This is a genomic window from Halopseudomonas maritima, from assembly GCF_021545785.1.
Classification (GTDB): Bacteria; Pseudomonadota; Gammaproteobacteria; order Pseudomonadales; family Pseudomonadaceae; genus Halopseudomonas; species Halopseudomonas maritima.
On sequence record NZ_CP079801.1, the window covers coordinates 1,112,436 to 1,136,925 of the forward strand.

Genomic DNA, 24,490 nt, shown 5'->3' on the forward strand with positions numbered 1-24,490 from the left:
AAGCAAAAACCCGCGCCGGATTCAGTTCCGGCGCGGGCTTTCTTGCAGCTTGTAGCTTGCAGCTGCGCCGGCGCTCAGGGCCGCTCGTCTACCTCTTCTTCAATCTGCGGCGGAATCAGGTCTTCGCGCGTGAGCTTCATGGTTACCAGCAGGCCGCCGGCAACGTAGATCGACGAGTAAGTACCGATACCCACACCAATCAGCAGCGCCGTGGCAAAGCCATGGATGTTCTCACCACCAAACCAGAACAGCGCCAGCAGCACCAGAATGGTCGAGAACGACGTCGCCAACGTCCGGCCCAGGGTCTGGGTGGTGGACACGTTGATAATCTCGACCAGATCGGTGTGCCGCATGGCGCGAATGTTCTCACGGATACGGTCAAATACCACGATGGTGTCGTTCAGCGAGTAACCGATCACCGCCAGCAGCGCCGCCAACACCGTCAAGTCAAACGACAGGCCGAAGAAGGCGAAGAAGCCCAGGGTAAAGATCACGTCGTGCACCAGCGCCAGAATGGCCGCCACAGCGAACTTCATCTGGAAGCGCAGGGACACGTACAGCAGGATGCCGCCAATAGCCAGCAGCATGCCGAGGCCACCCTGGTCACGCAGCTCCTCACCCACCTGAGGACCGATAAACTCAACCCGCTTGACCGACACTTCGCCGCCCTCGGTGCGCTTGACCATATCGGCCACCTGGTTACCCAGGTCCGGGTCATCGCTGGCCAGACGGATCAATACGTCGGTCGAAGCGCCGAAGTTCTGCACCACAGCATCGCCCCAGCCGTTCTCACGGAGGGTCGCGCGAATCTCTTCCAGATCAGCAGCCTCGCTGTAGTTCAGCTCCACCAGTGCACCACCGGTAAAGTCCAACCCCAGATTCAGCTGCTTGACCACCAGACTGCCCAACGAGGCAATCATCAGCACAATAGCCACGCCAAAGAAGAATTTGCGCAGGCCGAGGAAATTAATGGTTCTATTGATGTTCATTGCAAATTCCTCAGAGCCACAGCTTCTTCACGTCGCGACCGCCAACGGCCAGATTGACCATGGCGCGGGTCACCATGATGGCGCTGAACATCGAGGTCACGATACCCAGCGACAGGGTCACGGCAAAGCCCTTGATCGGCCCCGAGCCCATGGCAAACAGGATCACGCCGACCAGCAAGGTGGTCAGGTTGCCGTCGATAATCGCCGAGAAGGCCTTGTCGAAACCTTCATGCACTGCGCGCTGCGGCGACATCCCGTTAAATATCTCCTCCTTGATCCGCGAGAAGATCAGCACGTTGGCATCAACCGCCATACCCAGGGTCAGCACGATACCGGCGATACCGGGCAGCGTCAGGGTAGCGCCCAACATGGACATCAGCGCAATCAGCAGCACCAGGTTGAAGCTCAGGGCAATGCTGGCAAACACGCCGAAGGCGCGATAGATGATGATCATGAACACCAGCACGGCGAGAAAGCCGACCTGGGTCGCGGTCACGCCCTTGGCAATGTTCTCCGCCCCCAGGCTCGGGCCGATGGTGCGCTCTTCCACAAAGTGCATCGGAGCCGCCAGGCCGCCGGCCCGCAGCAACAGCGCCAGCTCGGAGGACTCGGCCGGCGAATCCAGGCCGGTGATACGGAATTGGGTACCCAGCGCGCTCTGGATGGTCGCCAGACTGATAATGGACTTTTCTTCAACGAAGGCCGGCACTTCGACCTCCTGCATCACACCATCAACCTCTTCGGTCACGGTGCGACTGATCTGGCGCTGCTCGATAAACAGCACCGCCATGCCGCGGCCAATATTGCTGCGGGTGGCGCGATTCATCAGCTCGCCGCCGTGGCTGTCGAGATTGATGTTGACCTGCGGGCGGCCGTTTTCGTCGTAATTGGCCTGCGCATCGGTAACCTGGTCACCGGTAATGATGATGCTGCGCTCAACATCCGCCACCCGGCCTTGGCTACTGCGGAACGGGAAGGATTCGGTGGTTGCACGCGCCGCGTCAGGCTCAGCGGCCAGACGGAACTCCAGGTTGGCAGTCTTGCCCAATACGCGCTTGGCCTCGGCGGTGTCCTGCACGCCCGGCAGCTCAACCACGATGCGATCGGCCCCCTGGCGCTGCACCAGCGGCTCGGCCACGCCCAGTTCGTTGACGCGGTTACGCACGGTGGTCAGGTTCTGGTTGACGGCGTAATCGCGAATGGCCGCAATTTCGGCCTCGGTCAGCGTCAGCTGCAGCACGTATTGATCCTGACGCTCGGTCGTTTCCAGCGCGAACTGGTTGTACTGACGGCTGATCAGGCGGCGTGCTTCGCTACGCTGCTCTTCATCGGCAAAGCCAAACTGCAGGGTGTTGCCCTGGGTCGGCAGGCTGCGGTAACGCACGCCTTCGGTGCGCATCAGGCCGCGCAGCTCGCTCTGGTAGACATTGACCCGCGACTCGATGGCCTTTTCCATGTCGACCTGCAGCAAAAAGTGCACGCCACCGGACAGGTCCAGACCCAACGTCATGGGGCCAGCACCGATGTTGCTCAGCCAATCGGGCGTGGTCGGCGCCAGGTTCTGGGCCACCACGTAGTCACGGCCCAGCGCATCGCGCACCACATCCTGCGCTTTCAGCTGGTCGGCGCGGTTAACCAGGCGCACCAGACCGGAACGACCATTGGCGCCCAGTTCGGTGCCCTTGGTCGGCAGGTTGGCGGCAGCCAGCGCCTGCTCGATACGGTCGAGATCGGGCTGCTGGATTTCCAGCGTGGAGCTGGCACCAGAAATCTGAATGGCCGGGTCATCCGGGTACAGGTTGGGCATTGCGTAGATCACGCCCAGCACAAGCACGGCCGCGATCAGCAGGTATTTCCAGAGAGGGTAACGATTGAGCATATCAGGGCCTGATAGCAGTCCGGGCGCCTTAGCGGCGCCCGGAACGGAGGTCTACGAGGGGATTAGATGGCTTTCAGCGTGCCCTTGGGCAGTACAGCCACGATCGAGCCTTTCTGGAACTTGAGTTCCTGGCTATCACCCACTTCCAGCACCACAAACTCGTCGGTCACTTTCTTGACCTTGCCCAGGATGCCACCGCCGGTAACCACTTCATCACCGGTGGACAGGCCGGCCAGCAGATTCTTGTGCTCCTTGGCGCGCTTGGCCTGCGGACGCCAGATCATCAGATAGAAGATGACCACGAAGCCGATCAGAAAAATCCACTCGAAACCGGAACCCGCCGGTGCGGCTCCGCCTGCAGACTGTGCCATGGCGGCGGGAATGAAAAAGCTCATGTGACGCTCCTGTTATTGAACTGCGAAAAATCGGTTATTGGGGCGCTTCGGACACTATTCAAGCGCCCGACTGCGCTGATCGCACCCGCGGACGCTCAGGGCTCCAGCGGCGGTACCGGCCGGCCCAGCTTGGCGTAGAAGTTATCCACAAAGGCGCTCAATGTACCCTGTTGAATGGCACCGCGCAAACCCGCCATAAGCCGCTGATAATGCCGCAGGTTATGGATGGTATTGAGCATGCTGCCGAGCATTTCGCCGCACTTGTCCAGGTGATGCAGATAGGCGCGGGAGAAGTGCTGACAGGTGTAGCAGTCGCACGCAGGGTCCAGCGGCGACTCGTCGTGACGGTGCACCGCGTTGCGGATCTTGATCACACCCGCCTCGGTGAACAGGTGGCCGTTGCGCGCATTGCGGCTGGGCATGACGCAATCGAACATGTCCACCCCGCGGCGCACACCTTCCACCAGATCTTCGGGCTTGCCTACTCCCATCAGGTAACGGGGTTTTTCCGGCGGCATATGGCCGGGCAGAAAATCCAGTACGCGGATCATCTCTTCCTTCGGCTCACCCACCGACAGGCCGCCGATGGCCAGACCGTCAAAGCCGATCTCGCTCAGCCCTTCCAGCGAGCGCAGACGCAGCTCCTCGTGCATACCGCCCTGGATAATGCCGAACAGTGCCGAGGGGTTATCGCCGTGCGCCTGCTTGGAGCGCTTGGCCCAGCGCAGCGACAGCTCCATGGAACGGCGCGCAGTATCGACGTCAGCCGGATAGGGCGTGCACTCATCGAAGATCATCACGATGTCGGAACCCAGCGCACGCTGCACCTGCATGGACTCTTCCGGCCCCATGAACACCTTGGCGCCATCGACCGGCGAGGAGAAATAGACCCCCTCCTCCTTGATCTTGCGCATGGCGCCCAGGCTGAACACCTGAAACCCGCCCGAATCGGTCAGAATCGGTCCCTGCCACTGCATGAAGTCATGCAGGTCACCGTGCTTGCTGATGACCTCGGTACCGGGTCGCAGCCACAGGTGAAAGGTATTGCCAAGAATAATCTGGGCACCGATAGCCTCAACGTCGCGCGGCAGCATGCCCTTGACCGTGCCGTAGGTACCCACCGGCATGAAGGCCGGGGTTTCCACTACCCCACGCGGAAAAGTCAGCCGGCCGCGGCGCGCCTTGCCGTCGGTGGCAAGCAATTCAAAGGACATGTGACTCATGACGATACCTCGGGGCCGGTCGGGGCCGGATTGCGGGTGATGAACATGGCATCACCGTAACTGAAAAAGCGGTACTTCTCGGCCACGGCAGCGCGATAGGCCGCCATGGCTTCGGGATAACCAGCGAAGGCCGACACCAGCATCAGCAGGGTCGACTCGGGCAAATGGAAGTTGGTGACCAGCGCATCGACCACATGAAACGGCCGGCCAGGGTACAAAAAGATGTCAGTATCACCACTGAACGGCTTGAGTTCACCGTCACGCGCAGCCGACTCCAGCGAGCGCACGCTGGTAGTGCCCACGGCAACCACCCGGCCGCCGCGCGCCTTGCACGCCTGCACCGCAGCCACCACTTCAGGCGAAACCTCAAGCCACTCCTGATGCATGACATGGTCTTCGATCTTCTCGACCCGCACCGGCTGGAAGGTGCCCGCCCCAACGTGCAGGGTGACCTCGGCGGTCTCGACGCCCAGCTCGGCGATGGCATCGAGCAACGGCTGATCAAAATGCAGCCCGGCAGTGGGCGCGGCCACCGCGCCTTCGCGCTTGGCGTAGACCGTTTGATAGCGCTCGCGATCGGCGTCTTCATCAGGCCGGTCGATATAGGGCGGCAACGGCATATGCCCAACGCGCTGCAGCAACGGCAACACCGGCTCGGCAAAGCGCAGTTCAAACAGCGCATCATGCCGCGCGACCATCTCGGCCTCGGCGCCGCCATCAATCAGAATCTGGCTGCCGGGCTTAGGCGACTTGCTGGAGCGGACGTGCGCCAGCACCCGGTACTCATCCAGCACCCGCTCGACCAGCACCTCCAGCGCGCCGCCGGACGCCTTGCGGCCAAACAGGCGCGCCGGAATCACCCGAGTGTTGTTAAACACCATCAAGTCGCCTGGACGCAGATAGCTCAGCAAGTCGATAAACTGCCGGTGAGCGATGCTGCCACTGGGTCCATCCAGGCACAGCAGGCGGCTGCCACGCCGCTCAGCCAGCGGGTGGCGGGCGATCAGGTCATCGGGCAGCTCAAAATAAAAGTCACTGAGGCGCATGCGGCAGGCAGATCCGGGTGGTAGAAAAAGGGCCGCTATAGTAGCGGAAAACCTCGATTATCGCGATCAACTGACGCTCGACAGCATTGACCTGCCCCGCCACAGCTCCTTATACTCCGCGCCAGCTTTGCGCGCCAACGGCGCCTGGCATGCCCCGATGGCGGAATTGGTAGACGCGACGGATTCAAAATCCGTTTCTGGTGACAGAGTGGGAGTTCGATTCTCCCTCGGGGCACCATTCGAGCAATTCGAATGGTCGCAAACATGATCTCAAGCTTTCCCTACATCCCCCTTACCTTGCGACTCGCAGCCACCAGACCGTTGCGCCCGCACGCCGCCAGCCACAGCGCGCTAGCCCCCAGCCAACTGAAGCAGCCGAGCAACAGCACCTGACAGGCGGTGCATTGCATTTACCGAGACGATCGGTCTAATATAAAACCATGGACACGCCGACCACCCCAACCCGCCGCCGCGGACGCCCGCCAAAACCCCGCGCCAGCGACGCCGCCACCCGCGACCTGATTCTGCAGGCGGGCCTGCAGGTGCTGACCGAAAAGGGCTTCAGCGCCACCGGGCTGGATGAGCTACTGAACCGCGCGGGCGTTCCCAAGGGCTCTTTCTATCATTACTTCGCCAGCAAGGAGCAGCTGGGCCTGGCGCTGATCGAGCGCTACGGTGCCTACTTTGCACGCAAGCTCAATCGTCACTTTGATAACACTGCACTGGCGCCACTGGCCCGCCTGCAAGCCTTTATTGACGATGCCAGCGAAGGCATGGCGCAGCACGCGTTTCGGCGCGGCTGCCTTATTGGCAACCTTGGCCAGGAAATGGGCGCATTACCCGACAGCTTCCGCGCGCACCTGTGCGCCACCTTCGAGGACTGGCAGCAACGCCTGCAAGGCTGCCTGCAGCAGGCTATCGACAGCGGGCAACTGAGCCCCGATTGCGATACCCGGGCACTGTCAGCCGCCTTCTGGATTGGCTGGGAAGGCGCCGTACTGCGCGCCAAACTGGAGCGCTCGGCCCAACCGCTGGCAGTGTTCGCCAGCTTTTACTTGAACGCACTCCCCAAACCCTGAGTTTTTTTGCCATTTAAGAGACGATCAGTCTAAATAAAGGAGCAACCCCATGTTCAACGGCATTGTGATCGAACAGCACGACGGTAAGCAGCGCGCCAGCGTCCAGCCGCTGCAAGACAGCCAGCTACCCGAGGGCGAGGTGACGGTACGCGTCAGCCACTCCACCCTCAACTACAAGGACGCACTGGCCATCACCGGGGCCAGCCCCGTGGTGCGCAACTTTCCCATGGTGCCCGGTATCGACCTGGCTGGTGTGGTTGAGCACAGCAACGACGCTCGCTACCAGGCCGGCGACGCCGTGTTGCTTAACGGCTGGGGCGTGGGTGAACGGCACTGGGGCGGACTGGCCCAGAAAGCACGCCTGAAGGCCGACTGGCTGATCCCCTTACCAGAAGCGTTTTCGCCTGCTCAGGCGATGGCCATCGGCACCGCCGGCTACACCGCCATGCTGTGCGTCATGGCACTGGAAGAACAAGGCGTTACGCCCGGCGACGGTGACATTCTGGTGACCGGCGCCGCCGGCGGTGTGGGCAGTGTTGCCATCGCCCTGCTGGCACGCCTCGGCTATCGCGTGGTCGCCATGACCGGACGCGCCGGCGACAGTGATTACCTGACGCAGCTGGGCGCCAGCGAGATTGTTCCGCGCGCCGACTTCGCCAGTGCCGGACGCCCACTGGCCAAGGAGCGCTGGGCTGGCGCAGTGGACGTGGCCGGCAGCCACGTGTTGGCCAATGTCTGTGCCAGCACCCGCTACGGTGGCGTTGTCACCGCCTGCGGCCTAGCCGCCGGCATGGACCTGCCGGCCACCGTGGCCCCGTTCATTCTGCGCGGTGTACGCTTGATCGGCATCGACAGTGTTATGTGCCCACTGGCGCGCCGTCAGCAGGCATGGCAACGCCTGGCCAAGGATCTGGACCTGGCCGCCTTGGGCAGCATTGGTGACGAGGTAGGTCTGCAGCAAAGCCTGGAACTGGCCCCTGAGCTGCTGGCAGGGCGCGTGCGCGGACGCATCGTCGTGGACGTTAATCGCTGAACAGGCGCGGCCGCGCCGCATTCAGTCGGCACGGCGACCACCCGCCGCGCAGGGGCAGCAGCATGACGTCGGCAGCTCAATCACCGCTGGAGTCCCGGCGCTGCTGGCGGATGCGCGCCAGCAATTGCTGCAGGTTATCTTGCGCCGCGTCCAGCTCGGCGCGCTCAGCGGCCGGCAACAGGCTCGGCAGCAAGGCGTCCAGCGACCCGCCCAAGCCAATCAGGCGCTGCTGTTGCGCCTCGCTGCGGACGGCCAGATCCTGCCACTCCGCTGGCTGCGGCAGCCCATAACCGGCGGACACAAGGTCAGCCGGGCGACTGAGAAACCCGCGTTCACGCAGCAGGCTGGCGACCAGGTCACCGGCCTGTTGCATGGCAGCAGGGCCGTCGCCTTGCAGATATTGCAGCTTGATACGCTGCTGCACCCGCAGCAGCTGACGCCGCAACGCGGCTTGCTCCAACAGCAGCAGGGCCGCACTGGCGCGCAAGTCGGCGCCGGCAAACCAGTCCCGGCGCCGACTTGCCGACAGGTCAAGCCACCCTGCCACATCCGCAGCAGGCAAACCCAATTGCTCGCGCAGCGGCGCAAACAATTGCTGGTATCGCTCGGCATAGGAGTCGAACCGATACCCCTGACGCAGCGCAAGGACCGGATCAGTCAGTACCGAGGTATCGGCCAGCCCGCGGGCCTCAAGCAATTGCAGCAAACCAATCGGCGTCTGGCTGTCCAGATCACGTAGCACGGCACTGTTGCTGCCGGCGCGCAGCAGCTTGAGGGTTTCTACCGCACAGTTGTTGCCAATGAAGTAGTAGCGACCATCGTAGCTCCAGTGCAACTGCGCCGCCTGCCGCACCACCCCCGCTATTTGCGCCCGGCCAAAGCGCAGCGGCACCGAGCGCAACGCCCGTAATTCCAGCTTGGTGTACTCGTCCACTACCTGCGACAGCGGCAACAGAAACAGCCGCGACGGATAACTGCCTACCAGCCCGTCCCAGTGAGACAGCTGGACGTCATCAACAAAGGCGCGAAACGACATGACCAGATGCTGCTCGACATCCAGCAGGCAACCTGGACCGCGCTCACGCCCCGGCGCACAGACCACCAGCCGGAGCATACTGTGCCCCCAGCGACTGGCCCAGTCATCATTGGGCTCGGCCAGCAGATAATGCACCGCATACACCCGCTCCGGGTCAAGCCAGCCAAGCAGTGACTGTTCGGCATTGGCGCCGGCATTGAGGTAGGGATAACGCTGTGAACAGCGCGCGGTCGGGGGTGCCCAGCCTGCGAACTGCGCTGTGAAGTAGGCGTGCAACGCCGGACGGCGGCAGGCGTACTCGGCATCCAGCAGAAAATACTCGGCGTTGACCGCCACAAATTCGGCCGGGCTATCTAGCTCGTAAGGATCAGGCGAGCGCAGGGTTTGCGCATTCTGCTGCTCGCGTTGGCCTCGCGTGCCGACCCGTTCGGGCCAGCCAGCCAGATCGAGCAATCGCGGGTCGTCGCTCAGTCGCCGCTGCCGCTGACCCTGCCCGCGACACACCGCCGGCAAGCCAACCAGCCCTTGCACCTGCACCCGGGACGCACAGCGCCAGCGCAGCGCGGGCGGCGGCCCAAGTCGGTCATACAGGTGAATTACTTCGTGCAGCAGCGTACGCAAGGCCAGCGCCTGATCACCCTCCTGCAACAGCCGCTGCGCCAGTAGCACACGACCGTTGCCGGTAGCACGCCCGGCCACACCGGCAGGCAGGTCATCCACCCATCGCACCGGCACGACTACATCCAGCTCGGCCCGCACCACCGGCGGCAAGCGCTGCTCGGCTGTCGTCAACACGGCCTGGGTAAAGGCTTGCTGTTGCGCATCCAGCCCGCTCAGGGGCGCCTCAAAACGCAGCGCGGCGGCCGCTGGCAGGGCTGCCAGCAGCATCAGCAGCCGTAGCGTCTCAGCCAGCAGCCAGTGTACGCCACGGCGCCGAGCACTCAACGGGCGAGAATGTCCTCGGCCAGCTGCATGTCACTGGCATTCAGGCCAGGTTGTTGCGCGCGCAGATGCTGCAACGCGGCTTCCAGCTGCACGCCGCGGATCGCACCGTTGCTGGCGACAAAACTGGCGGCGTCATCACGCGCCTGGAGCACCACTTTGTCATTGCCGCCAGTAGAGGCATCACTGGTGCTTTCCACGCTGTTGGCGAGCGAGGAGCCGATGGTATCAGTGGTGCCGATAAAGCTGCTGGCAGACGCGCTGCCGGCGACCGCGAGCAGGCCTGCAATAGCCAGAACAGACAGAGTTTTCATAACGCTCTTCCTCTTCAGAGAGATGGTCGCTGCTACCGCGAGCGGCAGGGACGACCGACTAGGCCGGTACGATCAGGCCATCGTCAACTGATGACCGACCATGCCCAGCACAAACCCGAGCACCGCGCCCATCGGCGGCGCCCAATGACGTTCGACTTTCACCTGGGGCGCGATGTCCTGAAAGACTGAATAGCAGATACCGCCGGCGGCGAACAGCATCACACCGGCTACAACAGCCGGAAATTGCGCCAGCCAGCCGTACCCCAGCAGGCCACAGACCGGGCCGAGCAGGGCCATCAAGGCAAACAGACCAGCCACCCGACGCACCGAGTAATGGGTGCTGGCACGCAGCTCGCGACAGGCATTGAAGCCCTCAGGCAGGTTCTGCAGCATCATCAGGCAGGCTAGCAGCAACCCGCCGGAACCGCCCACCGCAAAGGCAGCCCCAAGGGCGATGGATTCGGGAATAAAGTCTGACAACATGGCAGCCAACTGACTGGCCGGCGTATTGATGCGATAAAGCAGCAGGTCCAACCCCATAAAGGCCGCGCCGCCGAGCACAAACCAGAATGCCGAACTGACTGGCGACAGTACCTCGATACCCTCTGGCACCAACACCAGCGCCACCGCCGACAACAGCGCGCCACCGCCAAAGGCAATAATGCCGTGGCGGCGCTCCTCATCCAGCCAGTTCGGCCGAATGGACTCCACCCCAGCCAGCAACGCACCGACCGGCATCGCCACTCCGGCCATCAGGGTCAAACCGACAACCAGTATCCACTGCTCCATTTACCCTGCCTCCTGCCAAGCAAAAACCCCACCTCAACGCTGCCGTCGAGGCGGGGTTTCAGACCATCACATTACAGCTCGTCGAGGAAGCGCTCCGCGTCCAGCGCCGCCATGCAGCCAGCACCGGCCGAGGTAATCGCCTGGCGATAAACGTGGTCAGCCACGTCACCGGCAGCAAACACGCCCGCGATATTGGTCTGGGTGGCGTTACCCTCGGTGCCGCTCTTGATTTTCAGGTAGCCGTCTTTCATGTCCAGCTGCCCTTCGAACAGGCCGGTGTTGGGCGTGTGACCAATCGCGATAAACACCCCAGCCAAGGCGATATCCTCAGTGCCGCCGCCGTTCAGCGCGATACGCATGCCGGTCACACCGCTGTCGTCACCCAGCACTTCATCCAGGGTGGCGTTGAGCTTCAGCTCGATCTTGCCTTCAGCCACGCGGGCCATCAGCTTGTCGACCAGAATCTTCTCGGCGCGGAAGCTGTCACGGCGATGCACCAGGGTGACCTTCTTGGCGATATTGGCCAGATACAGCGCTTCTTCAACGGCGGTATTGCCGCCGCCGATCACGGACACGTCCTGATTGCGATAGAAGAACCCGTCACAGGTAGCGCAGGCCGATACGCCCTTGCCCATAAAGGCCTCCTCGGACGGCAGACCAAGGTAGCGGGCAGAGGCACCCGTGGCGATGATCAGCGCATCACACTGATATTCGCCGCTGTCACCCCACAGCTTCAGCGGACGGCTGCTGAGGTCGACCTTGTTGATGTGGTCAAACTGGATTTCGGTCTCGAAGCGCTCGGCGTGCTTGCGCATGCGCTCCATCAGGTCAGGGCCTTGCAAGCCTTCAACGTCACCCGGCCAGTTGTCCACCTCGGTGGTGGTGGTCAGTTGGCCACCCATCTGCATCCCGGTAATCAGCAACGGCTTGAGGTTGGCCCGCGCAGCATAAACGGCGGCGCTGTAACCGGCCGGGCCCGAGCCCAGGATGATCAGACGAGCATGACGCACTTCAGACATATAACCTCCGTAATCGCCAGCGTGCTGGCGGCAGTAATAAAACGGGCAGTCGGGGGTAAGGGGTCCCCGGTGTAACGTGACTGCCCCAAAAACGATTCGATCAAGGGTCACCAGCGGGCTGGGCCATCAGTTCCTGCAGCGCAGCTTAGGGCGTGGGGACACATTAGGACATTGCAAAGACTGTATCAGCCAAATAGTTTACCCCTATAGTACCCGGCGAGACACTGCCCATTTGCGCACCAACACCCCTCCAGGACCAGCCACCATGAAGCACGTCACCGACCTACTCCGCGGCCCCGACTACCTCAAAGAGGGCTGGCGGACCCTGCGCCGACCCGGGCTACGCCGCTTTGTGCTAATCCCGCTGCTGCTCAACCTGATCCTGTTCAGCGCACTGATCGGCTGGGGCATCCAGCAGTTCGATCTGTGGATGACCAGGCTAATGCCGCAACTACCCGACTGGGCAAGCTTCATCGAGTGGTTACTGTGGCCGCTGTTTGCCCTGGTGGTATTGCTGGTGCTGTTCTTCGGCTTCAGCGTGGTGGCCAACATCATCGCCTCGCCTTTTTACGGCATCCTGGCGGAAAAAATAGCCGAGCAGGAACGCAACGAAGTCAGCCCGCCCACCGGCTGGCGCGACATCGCCCTGCTGGTGCCGCACAGCGTCGGCCGCGAGCTACGCAAACTGGCCTACTACCTGCCGCGCATGGGCGCCCTGCTCCTGCTGACCCTGATCCCGGTGGTTAATCTGGTCGCCTCGCCGCTGCTACTGGCCTTTGGTGTGTGGATGATGGCGATACAGTACATCGACTATCAGGCCGACAACGACAAGGTTGGTTTCCGTGACATGCTGCGCTGGATGCAAACCCGTCGCAGCCTGTCACTGGGCCTTGGACTGCCAGTGTATGTGGGCATGCTGATCCCGCTGGTCAACCTGCTGGTCATGCCGACCGCCGTAGCCGCCTCCACCCTGCTGTGGGTGCGCGAGAACCAGGGAAGCACCGATTGATTCCACACGCCCTCTGCGAGGGCTCAAGCGCACAGATGCAAGGCGCGATGTGCAGCCAATAGTGGTTCTATTGGCAAGCAGCGCAACGCAGCAGATGCATGCTTGAGCGCTTGCCCTACGGGGCATGCGGAATTAATCGGTGCTTCCCCAGCACCGGCCATCATAAAAGCGTCATTAAGATGTCACACTCCGATCATGGCAGCTGTCCATACTTGGAGCATGACCACACCAGACTCGCCCGGCCGCTGCTTCGCACTGGTCACTGAAACCTACCCCCCGCAGATCAACGGCGTTGCCAACACCCTTGGCCAGCTGTGCAGTGGTCTGCTTGCCCGCCAGCACAACGTGCAACTGGTACGCCCGGCACTGAGTGACGAGCGCCCGGGCAGCGACAGCCAGGGTGGCCTGCTTGAACGCCGTGTACGCGGCATGCCCATTCCCGGCTACGCCAGTCTGCAATGGGGTCTGCCGGCCGGGCACCAGTTGCGCCGGCTGTGGCAGCGCGAACGACCGGATGCGGTGTATCTGGCAACCGAGGGCCCGCTCGGCTGGTCCGCGCTGCGCGCAGCCCGCCACTTGCAGATTCCGGTTATCAGCGGCTTTCACACCAATTTCCAGCAGTACAGCGACCACTTTCATCTCGGCCTGCTGCACGGGCCGGCCATGCGCTATCTGCGCTGGTTTCACAACCAGACACTGAGCACCCTGGTCGCCAGCTCCACGCAACAACGCGAACTCAGCCGCCTGGGCGTGAACAACCTGTCCCTGCTTGGTCGCGGCGTCGATTGCAGACGCTTCCACCCGGCGCACCGCAGCAGTGAACTACGCAGCACGTGGGGCGCCGCTGATAACGACCTGGTGATGTTGCATGTGGGCCGCCTGTCGCCAGAGAAGAACCTGGCGCTGCTGGCCGACGCCTGGGAACAGGTCAGTGCCCAGAACACCAGCGGCCGTAACCTGCATCTGGTGATCGTCGGCGACGGCCCATCCCGTGCAGAACTGCAGCGCCGTCTGCCCCACGCCGTTTTTACCGGCGCCCTGACCGGCGAGCCGCTGGCAGCGGCCTACGCCAGCGCCGACATTTTTGTCTTTCCCAGCCTGACCGAAACCTTTGGCAATGTAGTGACCGAAGCCATGGCCTCGGGCCTGGCAGTCTGCGCCTTTGATACCGCAGCAGCTCACCAGCACATCCAGGACAGGTACAGCGGCAGTCTCGCGCCCGTGGCTCACGAGCGGGTATTTATCGAGAACCTGCAATGGCTTACGGAAGATCGGGAGGGGCGGCGCAGTATCCGCCTGCATGCGCGGCATCGGGCCTGCCAGCTGGACTGGAGCAGTATCGTGGAGCGCTTTGAGCGTTACCTGCTACAGGCTGCCGGGCGACAGCCTGCACTGGCGCAGGCGCTGCCGATCAAGTGACCGGCAGCACTCGGACAAGACTCAGACCAGCGTCTTGAGCGCGTCGCGGCTAAAGGGCGCGATATCCTCAAAGCGGCCTTCGCGCACCTTGTCAGCCCACTCGGGGTCAACCAGCAGGGCACGACCAACAGCGACCAGATCAAACTCGTCGGCATCCAGACGCTCAAGCAGGCCGTCGATATTGGCGGTCTGCGCCACCTTGTCGGTGTTGACCATAAACTGCAGGAACTCACCGTCCAGGCCGACGCTACCGACAGTGATGCACGGCTTGCCGGTGATCTTGCGGGTCCAGCCAGCCAGGTTCAGCTCGGAGCTTTCGAATTCCGGCTCCCAGAAGCGACGCTGCGAGCAGTGGAAAATATCCACGCCAGCGTCGGCCAGCGGCGCGAGAAACTGCTCCAGCAGCTCAGGCGTCGGCGCCAGGCGCGCGGTGTAATCCTGCTGCTTCCACTGAGAGAAGCGGAAGATGATCGGATAGTCGGCACCCACAGCCGCGCGCACGGCCTTGATGATCTCGACAGCAAAGCGACCACGGTTTTCCATACTGCCGCCGTACTGGTCTTCACGCTGGTTGGTACCTTCCCAGAAGAACTGGTCGATCAGATAGCCGTGCGCGCCGTGCAGTTCGATAGCATCGAAGCCCACATCCTTGGCATCCTTGGCCGCCTTGGCAAAGGCAGCAACCACCTCATCAATGTCCTGCTGGGTCATACCCTTGACCAGCACCTTGCCATCCTTCTGCTTTTCCATCGGGCCGTAGCCAGGCACATCCCCATCCGGGTCGGTGCCCAGACGGCGAACATTGCCCACGTGCCACAGCTGCGGGGCGATCTTGCCGCCGGCTGCGTGCACGGCATCAACCACTTTCTTCCAACCAGCCAGCGACTCTTCGCCATGGAAGTACGGCACATTCGGATAGCCGTTGGAGGCGGCGTGATCAACCACGGTGCCTTCGGTAATGATCAGACCAACACCGGACGCAGCGCGGCGGCGGTAGTAGTCAACCACACCCTGGTTCGGCACGCCCTTAGGCGAGAAGTTACGCGTCATGGGCGCCATGACAATGCGGTTGGACAGCGTCAAATTGCCCAGAGTGAAGGGCTTGAACAGAGAGCCTGCTGCTGCGGACATGGATAGTTCCTCACAAGTTGACCGGCGCACCAGCCAGCATCGAGCTGACCGGTCGTCTCGGCGAATGGATCAAGGCTGCAGCAAACGCTCCAGCTGCTGGATAAAAATGCGTAGCGGGCCAATCTGACGGTCGGCCTTCATACGCAGGAGAGCGCCCTCCCACGCAGCACTGACAAAACCGGCCAGCGCCGCCGGATCTTGGTCAGCGGCAATCTCGCCGGCCGCCTGGGCCTGCGCCAGGCAATCAGCCAAGACCTGATTGGAGCGCTGCAAAATGGCACTGGCGGCGTACCCTATCGGCTGACTTTCCTCGGCCATCTCATGGCAGAGGCTGCCGATGAAACACTGGTGACTGGGCTGTTCCTGGTTGGCAAAGTAGCCAACCAGGTCGCGATAACAGCGCAGGATACGCTCGCGCGGGGACAGCTGCGCGGCGCTGAGAGCATCAGCAAAGCGTTCGATGCGTGGGGTGTAGTAGTAGTGCAGTGCCTGAATGGCAAAGTCTTCCTTACTTTCAAAGTAATGATAGAAAGACCCCTTGGGCACGCCAGCCCCCTGGGTAATTTCCTGCACCCCAGTGCCGTTGTAGCCCTTGCGCAGCATCACCGCCGTACCGGAGGCCAGAATGCGCGCGCGCTTGTCTTGGATAGCGTTCATGCTGGGCACTATACGACCGGTCAACTTTTACTGATACCTACAAATAAGACATATAAATATCAGTGATAGCCATCAATTAGAGCCAGGGAAGCGCTGACCTATTCCACATGCCCTCGACAGCGGGCACAAAAAAACCGGGCCTGAGCCCGGTTTTCTGCACGCCATCACCTCAATGGTGATGACCGCCCTCACCATGGATGTGACCGTGGGCGATCTCTTCTTCCTGTGCGTCGCGTACTTCCACAACCTTCACTTCGAAGGTCAGGCGCTCGCCCGCCAGCGGGTGGTTGCCATCAACGGTCACTTCATCACCTTCCAGCGCCTTGATGGTAACAATCTGCATGCTGCCGTCCGGGCCGGAGGCATGAAACTGCATGCCGACTTCCAGCTCATCAACCCCTTCAAACATGTTGCGACCCAGTACCGCGATCAGCTCGGCGTTGAAGTCACCGTAAGCCTCTTCCGGCTCAACGGTCACCTTCACCTCGTCGCCACTCTGCTTGCCTTCCAGTGCCTTTTCCAGGCCTGGGATGATATTGCCGGCACCATGCAGGTAGACCAGCGGTGCGCCACCGGCGGACGAATCCAGCACTTCGCCATCGTCGTTGGTCAGTGTGTAGTCGATGGACACGGCCTTGTTGGCAGCAATCTGCATAATCTCTTTCCTGTTGGTTTTGAGGTAACAAGCTGCAAAGTGTACGCGCAATAGGCCATAAACGCACGGCTTGACCCGACCGGAGGCGCACCGGAAGATGCACGAACCCGCCAACTTTTCTGCGGTCCATATACCAGATCCGGCTGAAAGGAATTCACTAGCACCATGACAAACCGCCTCGTACTGGTCATTAACGGAGGCAGCTCCTCCATCAAGGTGGCCTTGCGCCGCGAGAACAGCGCCGGCGCTATCTTCGAGGCGATTGCCGAGCGCCTGAATACGGCACAGGCTTGCCTTTCGACCTCTGACGGTCTGGAACGGACGCTGCCAGGTGCCGATCATCTGGCCGCGCTGAATGCGCTGCTACCGCTTATCGACGACCATCTTGACCAGCCACTCAGCGCCATCGGCCACCGGGTTGTACACGGCGGTGAGCGCTTCACCAGCGCGCGACTGATTGATGACGAGGTGCTGGCCGGCATACAGGCCAATGCACCGCTGGCACCGCTGCATAACCCGGCCAACCTGACAGGTATTCGCGCGGCCCTGAAACTCTTGCCTGGCACACCCCAGTTTGCCGTGTTTGATACCGCCTTCCATCAAAGCATGCCGCCCCACGCTTTCCGCTACGCACTACCCGATGAGTTGTACGCGGTACACGGCGTGCGCCGCTACGGCTTCCACGGTACCAGCCACAAGTATGTCAGCGACCAGGCCAGCCTGCTGACCGGCCGACGCAAGGGCGAAGGCGCCTGGCTGAGCGCGCACCTGGGCAACGGCTGCTCCAGCTGCGCGGTGCTGGAGGGCAGCAGCATGGATACCAGCATGGGATTGACCCCGCTGGAGGGCTTGGTGATGGGCACACGCAGCGGCGACGTCGACCCCAACCTGCATGCACACCTGGCCCGCACACTGGGCTGGGACCTGCCCCGCATCGAGCAGCTGCTTAACCGCGAAAGCGGCCTGCTGGGCCTGTCCGGGCTGTCCAACGACATGCGCGAGCTGGAGCAGGCCCGCGCCAACGGCCACAGCGGCGCGCAGCTGGCCATCGAAGTGTTCTGTTACCGCCTGGCCCGCTCGCTGGCCGGCCTTGCCGTAGCGCTGCCGCGTATTGACGGCCTGATTTTCACCGGAGGCATTGGCGAGAATTCAGCACTGACCCGCGCGCTGACCGTTAAACATCTGGCTGTAATGGGGCTGCGCGTGGAGCCGGACAGCAACAGCCGATTGCCACGCGGCGAAGCCGGCCGGGTGGAAGCCAGCGGCTCGCCGGCTATTCTGGTCATACCCACTGACGAAGAGCGCCAGATTGCCGATGAAAGCCTGGCGCTGCTGGATCAATCAGGAACAACCACCCCATGAGTTTGCATACCTTTTTCATTGCCCCTACCGGCTTCGGCGTCGGCCTGACATCCACCAGCCTGGGCCTGATTCGCGCCCTGGAACGCACCGGGCTGAAAGTTCACTTTCTCAAACCGATAGCCCAACCGCACCCGGGCGACGAAGGCCCGGAGCGCTCCAGCGAATTGATCAGTCGCACGCTCGGCCTCACATCACCCGCAGCGATGCCGCTGACCGAAGTGGAGCATCAGCTGGCAATGGGCGAGCTGGACGAGGTGCTCGAAAGCATCGTCAGCCGCTACCAGCAGGCCGCCAAGGGCGCCGATGTGGTGGTGGTTGAAGGTATGGTGCCCACCCGTCAGAGTAGCTACGCGGCACAGATCAACCAGCAGCTGGCCAAGAGCCTGGACGCCGACGTGATTCTGGTCACCGCGCCGGACGGCGACGACATCGCCACCCTCGCCGACCGTATCGAGATTCACGCACAAACCTTTGGTGGCCCCAAACACCCCAAAGTGCTGGGCGTGATCATCAACAAGGTCAAGGCACTGGCACCTGAGACCAGGGCCGACATTCCCGATCGACCAACGCTCAAAAATACGCTCAAGGACTTTGCCCAAAGCCTGCGCGATGCCTCCAACCGACTGGACACCGACGACTTCCGCCTGATCGGCTGCGTGCCCTGGCAGGAAGAGTTGAACGCGCCGCGCACCTCGGACATCGCCGAGCTGCTCAAGGCCAACACCTTCCACGCCGGCGACATGCAGCAACGCCGGGTTATGGAAATGGCCCTGTGCTCACGCACCGTGCCCAACATCATCCACCTGCTGCGCCCTGGGGCGCTGATTGTCACCCCGGGTGACCGCGACGACATCATCATCGCCAGCTCACTCGCCTCGCTGTCCGGCACACCGCTGGCCGGCCTGCTGCTGACCGGCGGCTTTGAACCCAACCCACGGGTCGTCCAGCTGTGCCAGCCGGCGCTGGATCAGGGGTTACCGATCCTCGGTGTGCCCACTGATACCTTTGCCACCGCCACCCAGCTCGACCGCATGAACCGAGAGATCCCGATTGACGACCACGAGCGCGCCGAGAAGGTGACCGACTTTGTCGCCAGCCATATCGACCACATCTGGCTGGCCAAGCGCTGCGACACCCCGCGCGAAAAACGCATGTCACCGCCCGCCTTTCGCTACGAACTGGTGCGCCAGGCCCAGCACGCGGCGAAGACCATCGTCCTGCCCGAAGGTGACGAGCCGCGTACCGTCCAGGCCGCGTCCATCTGCCAACGTCGGGGCATCGCCAACTGCATTCTGCTGGCCAAACGTGAATCGGTCGAAGCCGTCGCCCGCGCCCAGCACATCAGCCTGCCCGAGGGGCTACAGATCGTCGATCCGGATGAGGTACGCGAGCGCTACGTGGCGCCCATGGTCAAGCTGCGCGAAGGCAAGGGCCTGAATGAGCCGATGGCGTTGCAGCAACTGGAAGACAACGTGGTGCTGGGCACCATGATGCTGGCACTGGATGAGGTAGACGGCCTGGTGTCCGGCGCTATCCACACCACCGCCAACACCATTCGCCCAGCCTTCCAACTGATCAAGACCGCCCCGGGCTACAATCTGGTGTCCTCGATCTTCTTCATGCTGCTACCCGAGCAGGTGCTGGTTTACGGCGACTGCGCGGTCAACCCCGACCCCAGTGCCGAAGACCTGGCCGAAATTGCCATCCAGAGCGCCCGCTCGGCCGAAGCCTTCGGCATTCCGGCGAGGGTGGCGATGATCAGCTACTCCACCGGCACCTCCGGTAGCGGTAGCGAAGTCGAGAAGGTAAGAGAGGCGACCCGCCTGGCCCGTGAGCGCGAGCCCGGACTGTTGCTCGACGGCCCACTCCAGTATGATGCCGCCGCCATCGCCAGTGTCGGTCGCCAAAAGGCACCAGACAGCCCGGTGGCCGGCCAGGCGACGGTATTTGTCTTCCCTGACCTTAACACCGGCAACACAACCTACAAGGCCGTACAACGCAGCGCCAACGTAGTCAGCGTCGGCCCCATGCTGCAGGGCCTGCGCAAACCGGTGAACGACCTGTCACGCGGCGCGCTGGTCGACGATATCGTCTACACCATTGCATTAACCGCCATCCAGGCTTACAACAACGAATAAACAATAAACTAGGCCGCCTGCGGGCGGCCACTGAACGAGCTCCCCCATGCTGTCGTTTCTGCCTGCCCCCGTGCGCGGCACCCTCGCCGCACTTCTGCTGGTGCTGAACACCCTGTGCCACGCCCCCGTGCTGTTCTTCTTCGCCCTGATCAAGCTGATCCCCATCCCGGCACTGCGCACCTGGTGCACCCGCGTGATGATTCGCATTGCTGAATTCTGGATACGCTGCAACAGCGGCTGGATGGCCCTGAGCGGCAATATTCGCTGGGACATTCAAGGGCTGGAGCAACTGGACTACAACGGCTGGTATCTGGTCACCAGCAACCATCAGAGCTGGGTCGACATTCTCGCGCTGCAGCACGTTCTGAATCGCCGCATGCCCATGCTGAAGTTCTTTCTCAAGCAAGAGCTGATCTGGGTCCCGGTAATCGGGCTGTGCTGGTGGGCTCTCGACTTCCCGTTCATGAAGCGCTACACCAAGGCTTATCTGGCCAAACACCCGGAAAAGGCCGGCCAGGACATGGCCACTACCCGCAAGGCCTGCGAGAAGTTCAAAAGCACGCCGGTCGCGGTGTTCAACTTTCTCGAAGGCACCCGTCTGACACCCGCCAAACACGCCAAACAAAACTCCCCGTTCCGCTACCTGCTCAAACCCAAGTCCGGTGGTATCGCCTTCGTACTGGACGCCATGGGCGAGCAGTTACGCTCACTGCTGGATATCACCATTCACTACCCGGGCGGCAACCCGAGCTTCTGGAGGCTGATGTGCGGCAAGGTTACCCAGGTTGTGATGCACCTGGAGCTCAAGCCGATTCCAACCGAGTTTATCGGGCGCAACTACCAGGAAGACGAAGCCTTTCGCACCGAGTTTCAGGCTTGGGTCACCCAGCTGTGGGTCGATAAGGACGCGCACATGGCGCGTCTGCATCAGGAATATCCGACGCCGGCTGATCGTGCAGTGGAGCGATAGCGCTGGGCGCCTGGGGCGCTAGCCGTGCGCAAGACTTGCCACGCAAAAGGCCCATCAAGGATGATCCTTCCCTCCACTGAACGGTTTATACATTGCGCTGTTGCTCAGTCGGCCTTTCGCCTTCAGGGCGAGCCAAGGGGGGCTGCTTGCCCAGCCCCCCTTAGCGATCCCCCGGGGCACCCGACTACGCGGCCCTTCGGGTTCGCTGCGTTGCTCGGGCTAACGGGGGCCGGCAGAACTCGTCGCTGCGCTCCTCAGACATGCTGCCGTCCTATTTCCCGTCAGCCCTGCGCTACTCGCCCGCGTAAACGGGACAAACCCTCGGTGCACGCTCCACCATTCGAGCATTCGGCAGATTCCGTCGGTACAGCTACTCGGAGAACAAAAAAAGGCCAACCGGTCACCCGGCTGGCCTTTGCTACTTACGCCCGCTGATCAGAGCTGACGCAGGGTAATCTCTACCCGGCGGTTCTGAGCGCGACCGGCTTCGGTATCGTTGCTGGCGATCGGCTGGCTGGGGCCAACACCGGCGCTGCTGATACGCGCGCCGCTCACGCCCTGGCCTGACAGATAAGACGCTACGCTGGTAGCGCGCTCACGCGACAGACGCATGTTCAGCTCCATGGAGCCAGTGCTGTCAGTGTGGCCAACGATGTTGATGCCGTTCTGATCGAACTCCTTGAACACCTTCACCAGCGAGTTCAGGGTCGGATAGAAGCTGCTGGCAATATCGGAGGAGCCCGAGGCGAAGGTGATGTTGCCCGGCATGACCAGTTGCAGAGTGTCGCCGTTACGGACGACCTGCACGCCAGTACCGGTCAGCTCCTGACGCAGGCGCTGCTCCTGCTTGTCGACGTAATAGCCGTAGCCGCCGCCCGCTGCGCCGCCCACCGCGGCACCAATCAGCGCGCCTTTGGCACGGTCGTCGCTGCTGGAGGTGGCAGCGCCAATCGCAGCCCCTGCCAGTGCGCCAATACCGCCGTAGGTCGCTGATTTGCCGGCCTGCTCTTCGCCGGTGTAGGGGTTATTGGTGCAACCTGCAATCATCAGTGCGCAGGCACCGGCGACAATCAAACCTTGGCTTTTCATATTGATTCCCTTGTTTCGTTGGTTCCAGACCATCAGGCAGAGGCACAACCCTGCCTGTACGCAGCTTAGCCGCGAATAAACGGATTCTCGCGAATCTCATCTCCGATGCGTGTCTCCGGTCCGTGGCCGGTAACGACGACCGCATCCTCATCGAGGCTATAGAGTCTCTGACGGATGGATTGTTCAATCTGACGATAATCTCCCCCCCACAGATCAGTGCGGCCAATGCCACGGCGAAACAACGTATCGCCGGCAATCAGCAGCTTGTCCTGCGGAAACCAGAAGCTCATCGAGCCGGGCGTATGCCCCGGCGTATGCAGCGCCACACCGCAGCCGCAGGCCAGCTCTTCGTCATCACTCAGCCACTGATCAGGCGCAGGCACCGGGGTGTAGGGCACGCCAAACATCTTGCATTGCATCTCCAGATTGTCCCAGAGGAACTGATCCTCCTTGTGCAGATGCAACGTGGCGCCGGTCGCCTTTTTCAGTTCACCCGAGGCCAGAAAGTGATCCAGATGCGCGTGCGTGTGAATGATGCTGACCAGCTTGAGCCCCAGCTCATCCAGGCGCTTGAGAATATGTTGATGGTCCCCACCCGGGTCCACCACGATGGCTTTTTTGCTGACCGGGTCACCAATCAGCGTGCAATTGCACTGCAGCGGGCCAACGGGGAAGGTTTCACGGATCAGGCTGGGTGTCTGGTGCATGGATTATCCAGGTCAGGCGATGGAGTTGGCCACGTACGTTGCGCAGCCGTCGAATAAACCGAGTATACCAGCGCCACCAGACGACGGCCGGCAGCATCTGTCATGGAGGAGCTGCTACAATCCGCGCACCCACCTGCCAAGAGGACTGTTTATGGCTACCAACCGCTCGCGCCGCCTGCGCAAGAAACTCTGTGTCGACGAATTCCAGGAACTGGGCTTCGAACTGAATCTGGAATTCAAGCAAGACCTGTCCGACGACGCCATCGACAGCTACCTGAATCAATTCCTGCGCGAGGCCATCATCGCTAACGGTCTGGATTACGTAGGCGGGGAAGACTTTGGCCTGATTTGCCTGGCCAAGCGCGGCTCGGTTACTGAAGAGCAGCGCAGCGCCGTCGAAAACTGGCTCAAAGGCCGCGACGAGCTGGCCAGCTTTACCGTCAGCCCGCTGCAGGACGCCTGGTATCCGAGCATGCCGATTCCGGCAGCCTGATACCTGAACGCCGCCGGGTTGCTGCCGGGCGGCGTGACCACTCCTACAGACCGCCTTCCATCTCCTGGTCACGCTCATAGTGCTGCATCCACGGGAATGCCGGTAACCAATCCTCGCGACGACAGGTCCACAACTCATAGCTGGGCGTAAACTGGTTCGGCGCATCCAGCGTGCCCAACAGCACCTCCATCTCCTCCCCGCTGCGCGAGTAGACCGACGAGCCGCAGATCGGGCAGAAGTGCCGCCCGGCGTATTCAGCTGTCTGCCCCATCACCTGCACTGCCGTTAGCGCAAAGATAGCCGAGGCATGAAACAGCGCGCCGTGATGCTTGCGGCAATCCAGACAGTGGCAAACACCGACACGCAGCGGCTCACCCACAGCGCGCAAGCGCACAGCGCCGCAAAGACAGCCACCCGATACTGCTTTCATCTCCCTACCCTCCAGCAAGATTTCATCCTCTAGGGAAGCGCTGATCAATTCCACTCGCCCTGGCGCTCCAGCTGCGCCAGCACCCGCTGCACCAGCGTATCCTTCTCGCCCACGGGCGCGACGTAATGAATCGCCTGCGCCGCCGCCTCTTCCCCGAGCAAACGATAGATAAGCCAGGCCGTCAGGTAGACCGATGCCAGACAGCCGCCCGCTGTCGCGGTATTCCCCTGCTGGTAAAACGGCTGCTCCAGCACCTCAACGCCCGCCTCCACCAGCCAGGGCCGGGTCGTCAGGTCGGTACACGCAGGCATGCCGCGCAATAGACCCAGCCTGGCCAACAGCAAAGCGCCGGAGCACTGCGCCGCCAGCAACTGGCGCTTGGGGTTTAGGGCCAACTGCGCCATCAGATCCGCGTCTGCCGCAACCTGCCGCGTCTGCATACCGCTGCCAACCAGCACCGCATCGGCGCTGCATGCCTCTGCCAGCGAAACCTGCCGCTCAACCACCAGTCCGTTCATCGAACGCGGGCGAGTCACCGGGCTGGCGATGGTCACGCGCCAGTCGGCGCGGCGCACACGGTTGAGAATACCGTAGGCGATAAAGGAATCGAGTTCATTGAACCCGTCGAAGGTGAGAATACTGATATGCATGCTGCTTAGGCCTCCGGTAACACACTGCAGTTGCCG

24 protein-coding genes and 1 tRNA gene are annotated in these 24,490 nt (G+C 62.1%); 9 read left to right on the forward strand and 16 right to left on the reverse strand.

The genetic code is table 11. The features are described from left to right. Window positions 1-74: 74 nt before the first annotated feature. The 5 genes from secF to queA all read right to left on the reverse strand — a co-directional run bounded on the left by secF (window position 75) and on the right by queA (window position 5,532). Window positions 75-989, reverse strand: a complete 915-nt coding sequence (gene secF, locus HV822_RS05120) for a protein translocase subunit SecF (protein WP_238872682.1) — start codon at window positions 987-989, stop codon at window positions 75-77. 10 nt (window positions 990-999) lie between these two features. Beyond that, entirely contained in the window at window positions 1,000-2,868 is a 1,869-nt protein-coding gene (gene secD, locus HV822_RS05125) for a protein translocase subunit SecD (RefSeq protein WP_238872683.1), read from the reverse strand. Between the two features lie 62 nt (window positions 2,869-2,930). Further along, window positions 2,931-3,263 carry a preprotein translocase subunit YajC gene (yajC, locus tag HV822_RS05130; protein ID WP_083727541.1) on the reverse strand — a complete coding sequence of 111 codons (333 nt, stop codon included), beginning with the start codon at window positions 3,261-3,263 and terminating at the stop codon, window positions 2,931-2,933. A gap of 95 nt (window positions 3,264-3,358) precedes the next feature. Next, window positions 3,359-4,477: a tRNA guanosine(34) transglycosylase Tgt gene (gene tgt, locus HV822_RS05135; RefSeq protein WP_238873543.1), complete on the reverse strand. Its 1,119-nt coding sequence runs from the start codon at window positions 4,475-4,477 to the stop codon at window positions 3,359-3,361. A 5-nt stretch (window positions 4,478-4,482) separates the two neighbouring features. Continuing rightward, the gene (gene queA, locus HV822_RS05140; RefSeq protein WP_238872684.1) at window positions 4,483-5,532 is read right to left on the reverse strand and encodes a tRNA preQ1(34) S-adenosylmethionine ribosyltransferase-isomerase QueA; all 1,050 of its coding nucleotides are present in this window, start codon (window positions 5,530-5,532) and stop codon (window positions 4,483-4,485) included. A gap of 151 nt (window positions 5,533-5,683) precedes the next feature. Here queA and HV822_RS05145 point away from each other — a divergent pair. The 3 genes from HV822_RS05145 to acuI all read left to right on the forward strand — a co-directional run bounded on the left by HV822_RS05145 (window position 5,684) and on the right by acuI (window position 7,644). After that, a tRNA-Leu gene (locus HV822_RS05145) sits at window positions 5,684-5,770 on the forward strand. Window positions 5,771-5,972: 202 nt separating this feature from the next. Continuing rightward, window positions 5,973-6,611, forward strand: a complete 639-nt coding sequence (acuR, locus tag HV822_RS05150; RefSeq protein ID WP_238872685.1) for an acrylate utilization transcriptional regulator AcuR — start codon at window positions 5,973-5,975, stop codon at window positions 6,609-6,611. A gap of 49 nt (window positions 6,612-6,660) precedes the next feature. Beyond that, complete coding sequence (acuI, locus tag HV822_RS05155; RefSeq protein ID WP_238872686.1) at window positions 6,661-7,644, forward strand: acrylyl-CoA reductase (NADPH); 984 nt, start codon at window positions 6,661-6,663, stop codon at window positions 7,642-7,644. 76 nt (window positions 7,645-7,720) lie between these two features. Here acuI and HV822_RS05160 read toward each other — a convergent pair whose 3' ends face one another. The 4 genes from HV822_RS05160 to trxB form a co-directional block, all read right to left on the reverse strand. Continuing rightward, on the reverse strand, window positions 7,721-9,568 hold the full coding sequence (locus HV822_RS05160) for a DUF7844 domain-containing protein (RefSeq protein WP_396265140.1): 1,848 nt from the start codon (window positions 9,566-9,568) through the stop codon (window positions 7,721-7,723). Window positions 9,569-9,621: 53 nt separating this feature from the next. Beyond that, window positions 9,622-9,936: a DUF2388 domain-containing protein gene (locus HV822_RS05165; protein WP_238872688.1), complete on the reverse strand. Its 315-nt coding sequence runs from the start codon at window positions 9,934-9,936 to the stop codon at window positions 9,622-9,624. Between the two features lie 72 nt (window positions 9,937-10,008). Then, entirely contained in the window at window positions 10,009-10,725 is a 717-nt protein-coding gene (locus HV822_RS05170) for a ZIP family metal transporter (protein WP_238872689.1), read from the reverse strand. Window positions 10,726-10,796: 71 nt separating this feature from the next. After that, window positions 10,797-11,744 (reverse strand): thioredoxin-disulfide reductase, encoded by a 948-nt coding sequence (trxB, locus tag HV822_RS05175; RefSeq protein ID WP_238872690.1) that lies wholly within the window; start codon window positions 11,742-11,744, stop codon window positions 10,797-10,799. 265 nt (window positions 11,745-12,009) lie between these two features. On the opposite strand from trxB, the gene cysZ reads away from it, so the two are divergent. Then, the gene (gene cysZ, locus HV822_RS05180; RefSeq protein WP_238872691.1) at window positions 12,010-12,753 is read left to right on the forward strand and encodes a sulfate transporter CysZ; all 744 of its coding nucleotides are present in this window, start codon (window positions 12,010-12,012) and stop codon (window positions 12,751-12,753) included. A 195-nt stretch (window positions 12,754-12,948) separates the two neighbouring features. After that, entirely contained in the window at window positions 12,949-14,172 is a 1,224-nt protein-coding gene (locus tag HV822_RS05185; RefSeq protein ID WP_396265048.1) for a glycosyltransferase family 4 protein, read from the forward strand. Window positions 14,173-14,193: 21 nt separating this feature from the next. Here the strand turns inward: HV822_RS05185 and HV822_RS05190 are convergent, their stop codons facing one another. From HV822_RS05190 to HV822_RS05200, 3 genes are all read right to left on the reverse strand, one after another. Then, a complete protein-coding gene (locus HV822_RS05190) occupies window positions 14,194-15,303 on the reverse strand; it encodes an NADH:flavin oxidoreductase (RefSeq protein WP_238872693.1) in 1,110 nt (369 codons plus the stop codon). A gap of 69 nt (window positions 15,304-15,372) precedes the next feature. Next, the gene (locus tag HV822_RS05195) at window positions 15,373-15,960 is read right to left on the reverse strand and encodes a TetR/AcrR family transcriptional regulator (protein WP_238872694.1); all 588 of its coding nucleotides are present in this window, start codon (window positions 15,958-15,960) and stop codon (window positions 15,373-15,375) included. Between the two features lie 169 nt (window positions 15,961-16,129). Beyond that, on the reverse strand, window positions 16,130-16,615 hold the full coding sequence (locus tag HV822_RS05200; protein WP_238872695.1) for an FKBP-type peptidyl-prolyl cis-trans isomerase: 486 nt from the start codon (window positions 16,613-16,615) through the stop codon (window positions 16,130-16,132). A 165-nt stretch (window positions 16,616-16,780) separates the two neighbouring features. On the opposite strand from HV822_RS05200, the gene HV822_RS05205 reads away from it, so the two are divergent. Genes HV822_RS05205 through HV822_RS05215 form a run of 3 tightly spaced genes read left to right on the forward strand, consistent with a single transcriptional unit; the run spans window position 16,781 to window position 21,085 of the window. Beyond that, window positions 16,781-17,977: an acetate/propionate family kinase gene (locus tag HV822_RS05205; RefSeq protein WP_238872696.1), complete on the forward strand. Its 1,197-nt coding sequence runs from the start codon at window positions 16,781-16,783 to the stop codon at window positions 17,975-17,977. Window positions 17,978-17,979: 2 nt separating this feature from the next. Further along, on the forward strand, window positions 17,980-20,115 hold the full coding sequence (gene pta / locus HV822_RS05210; RefSeq protein WP_238873544.1) for a phosphate acetyltransferase: 2,136 nt from the start codon (window positions 17,980-17,982) through the stop codon (window positions 20,113-20,115). A 46-nt stretch (window positions 20,116-20,161) separates the two neighbouring features. Beyond that, complete coding sequence (locus tag HV822_RS05215) at window positions 20,162-21,085, forward strand: acyltransferase (protein WP_238872697.1); 924 nt, start codon at window positions 20,162-20,164, stop codon at window positions 21,083-21,085. A 435-nt stretch (window positions 21,086-21,520) separates the two neighbouring features. On the opposite strand, the gene HV822_RS05220 is transcribed toward HV822_RS05215, so the two are convergent. Both HV822_RS05220 and HV822_RS05225 read right to left on the reverse strand, forming a co-directional pair. Next, entirely contained in the window at window positions 21,521-22,174 is a 654-nt protein-coding gene (locus HV822_RS05220; protein ID WP_238872698.1) for an OmpA family protein, read from the reverse strand. 65 nt (window positions 22,175-22,239) lie between these two features. Then, the gene (locus tag HV822_RS05225; protein ID WP_238872699.1) at window positions 22,240-22,881 is read right to left on the reverse strand and encodes an MBL fold metallo-hydrolase; all 642 of its coding nucleotides are present in this window, start codon (window positions 22,879-22,881) and stop codon (window positions 22,240-22,242) included. Between the two features lie 151 nt (window positions 22,882-23,032). On the opposite strand from HV822_RS05225, the gene HV822_RS05230 reads away from it, so the two are divergent. Further along, entirely contained in the window at window positions 23,033-23,374 is a 342-nt protein-coding gene (locus HV822_RS05230; protein ID WP_238872700.1) for a YggL family protein, read from the forward strand. Between the two features lie 43 nt (window positions 23,375-23,417). Here HV822_RS05230 and HV822_RS05235 read toward each other — a convergent pair whose 3' ends face one another. Both HV822_RS05235 and HV822_RS05240 read right to left on the reverse strand, forming a co-directional pair. Continuing rightward, window positions 23,418-23,804 (reverse strand): GFA family protein, encoded by a 387-nt coding sequence (locus HV822_RS05235; protein ID WP_238872701.1) that lies wholly within the window; start codon window positions 23,802-23,804, stop codon window positions 23,418-23,420. A 44-nt stretch (window positions 23,805-23,848) separates the two neighbouring features. Continuing rightward, a complete protein-coding gene (locus HV822_RS05240; RefSeq protein WP_238872702.1) occupies window positions 23,849-24,454 on the reverse strand; it encodes a DJ-1/PfpI family protein in 606 nt (201 codons plus the stop codon). Window positions 24,455-24,490: the final 36 nt, after the last annotated feature.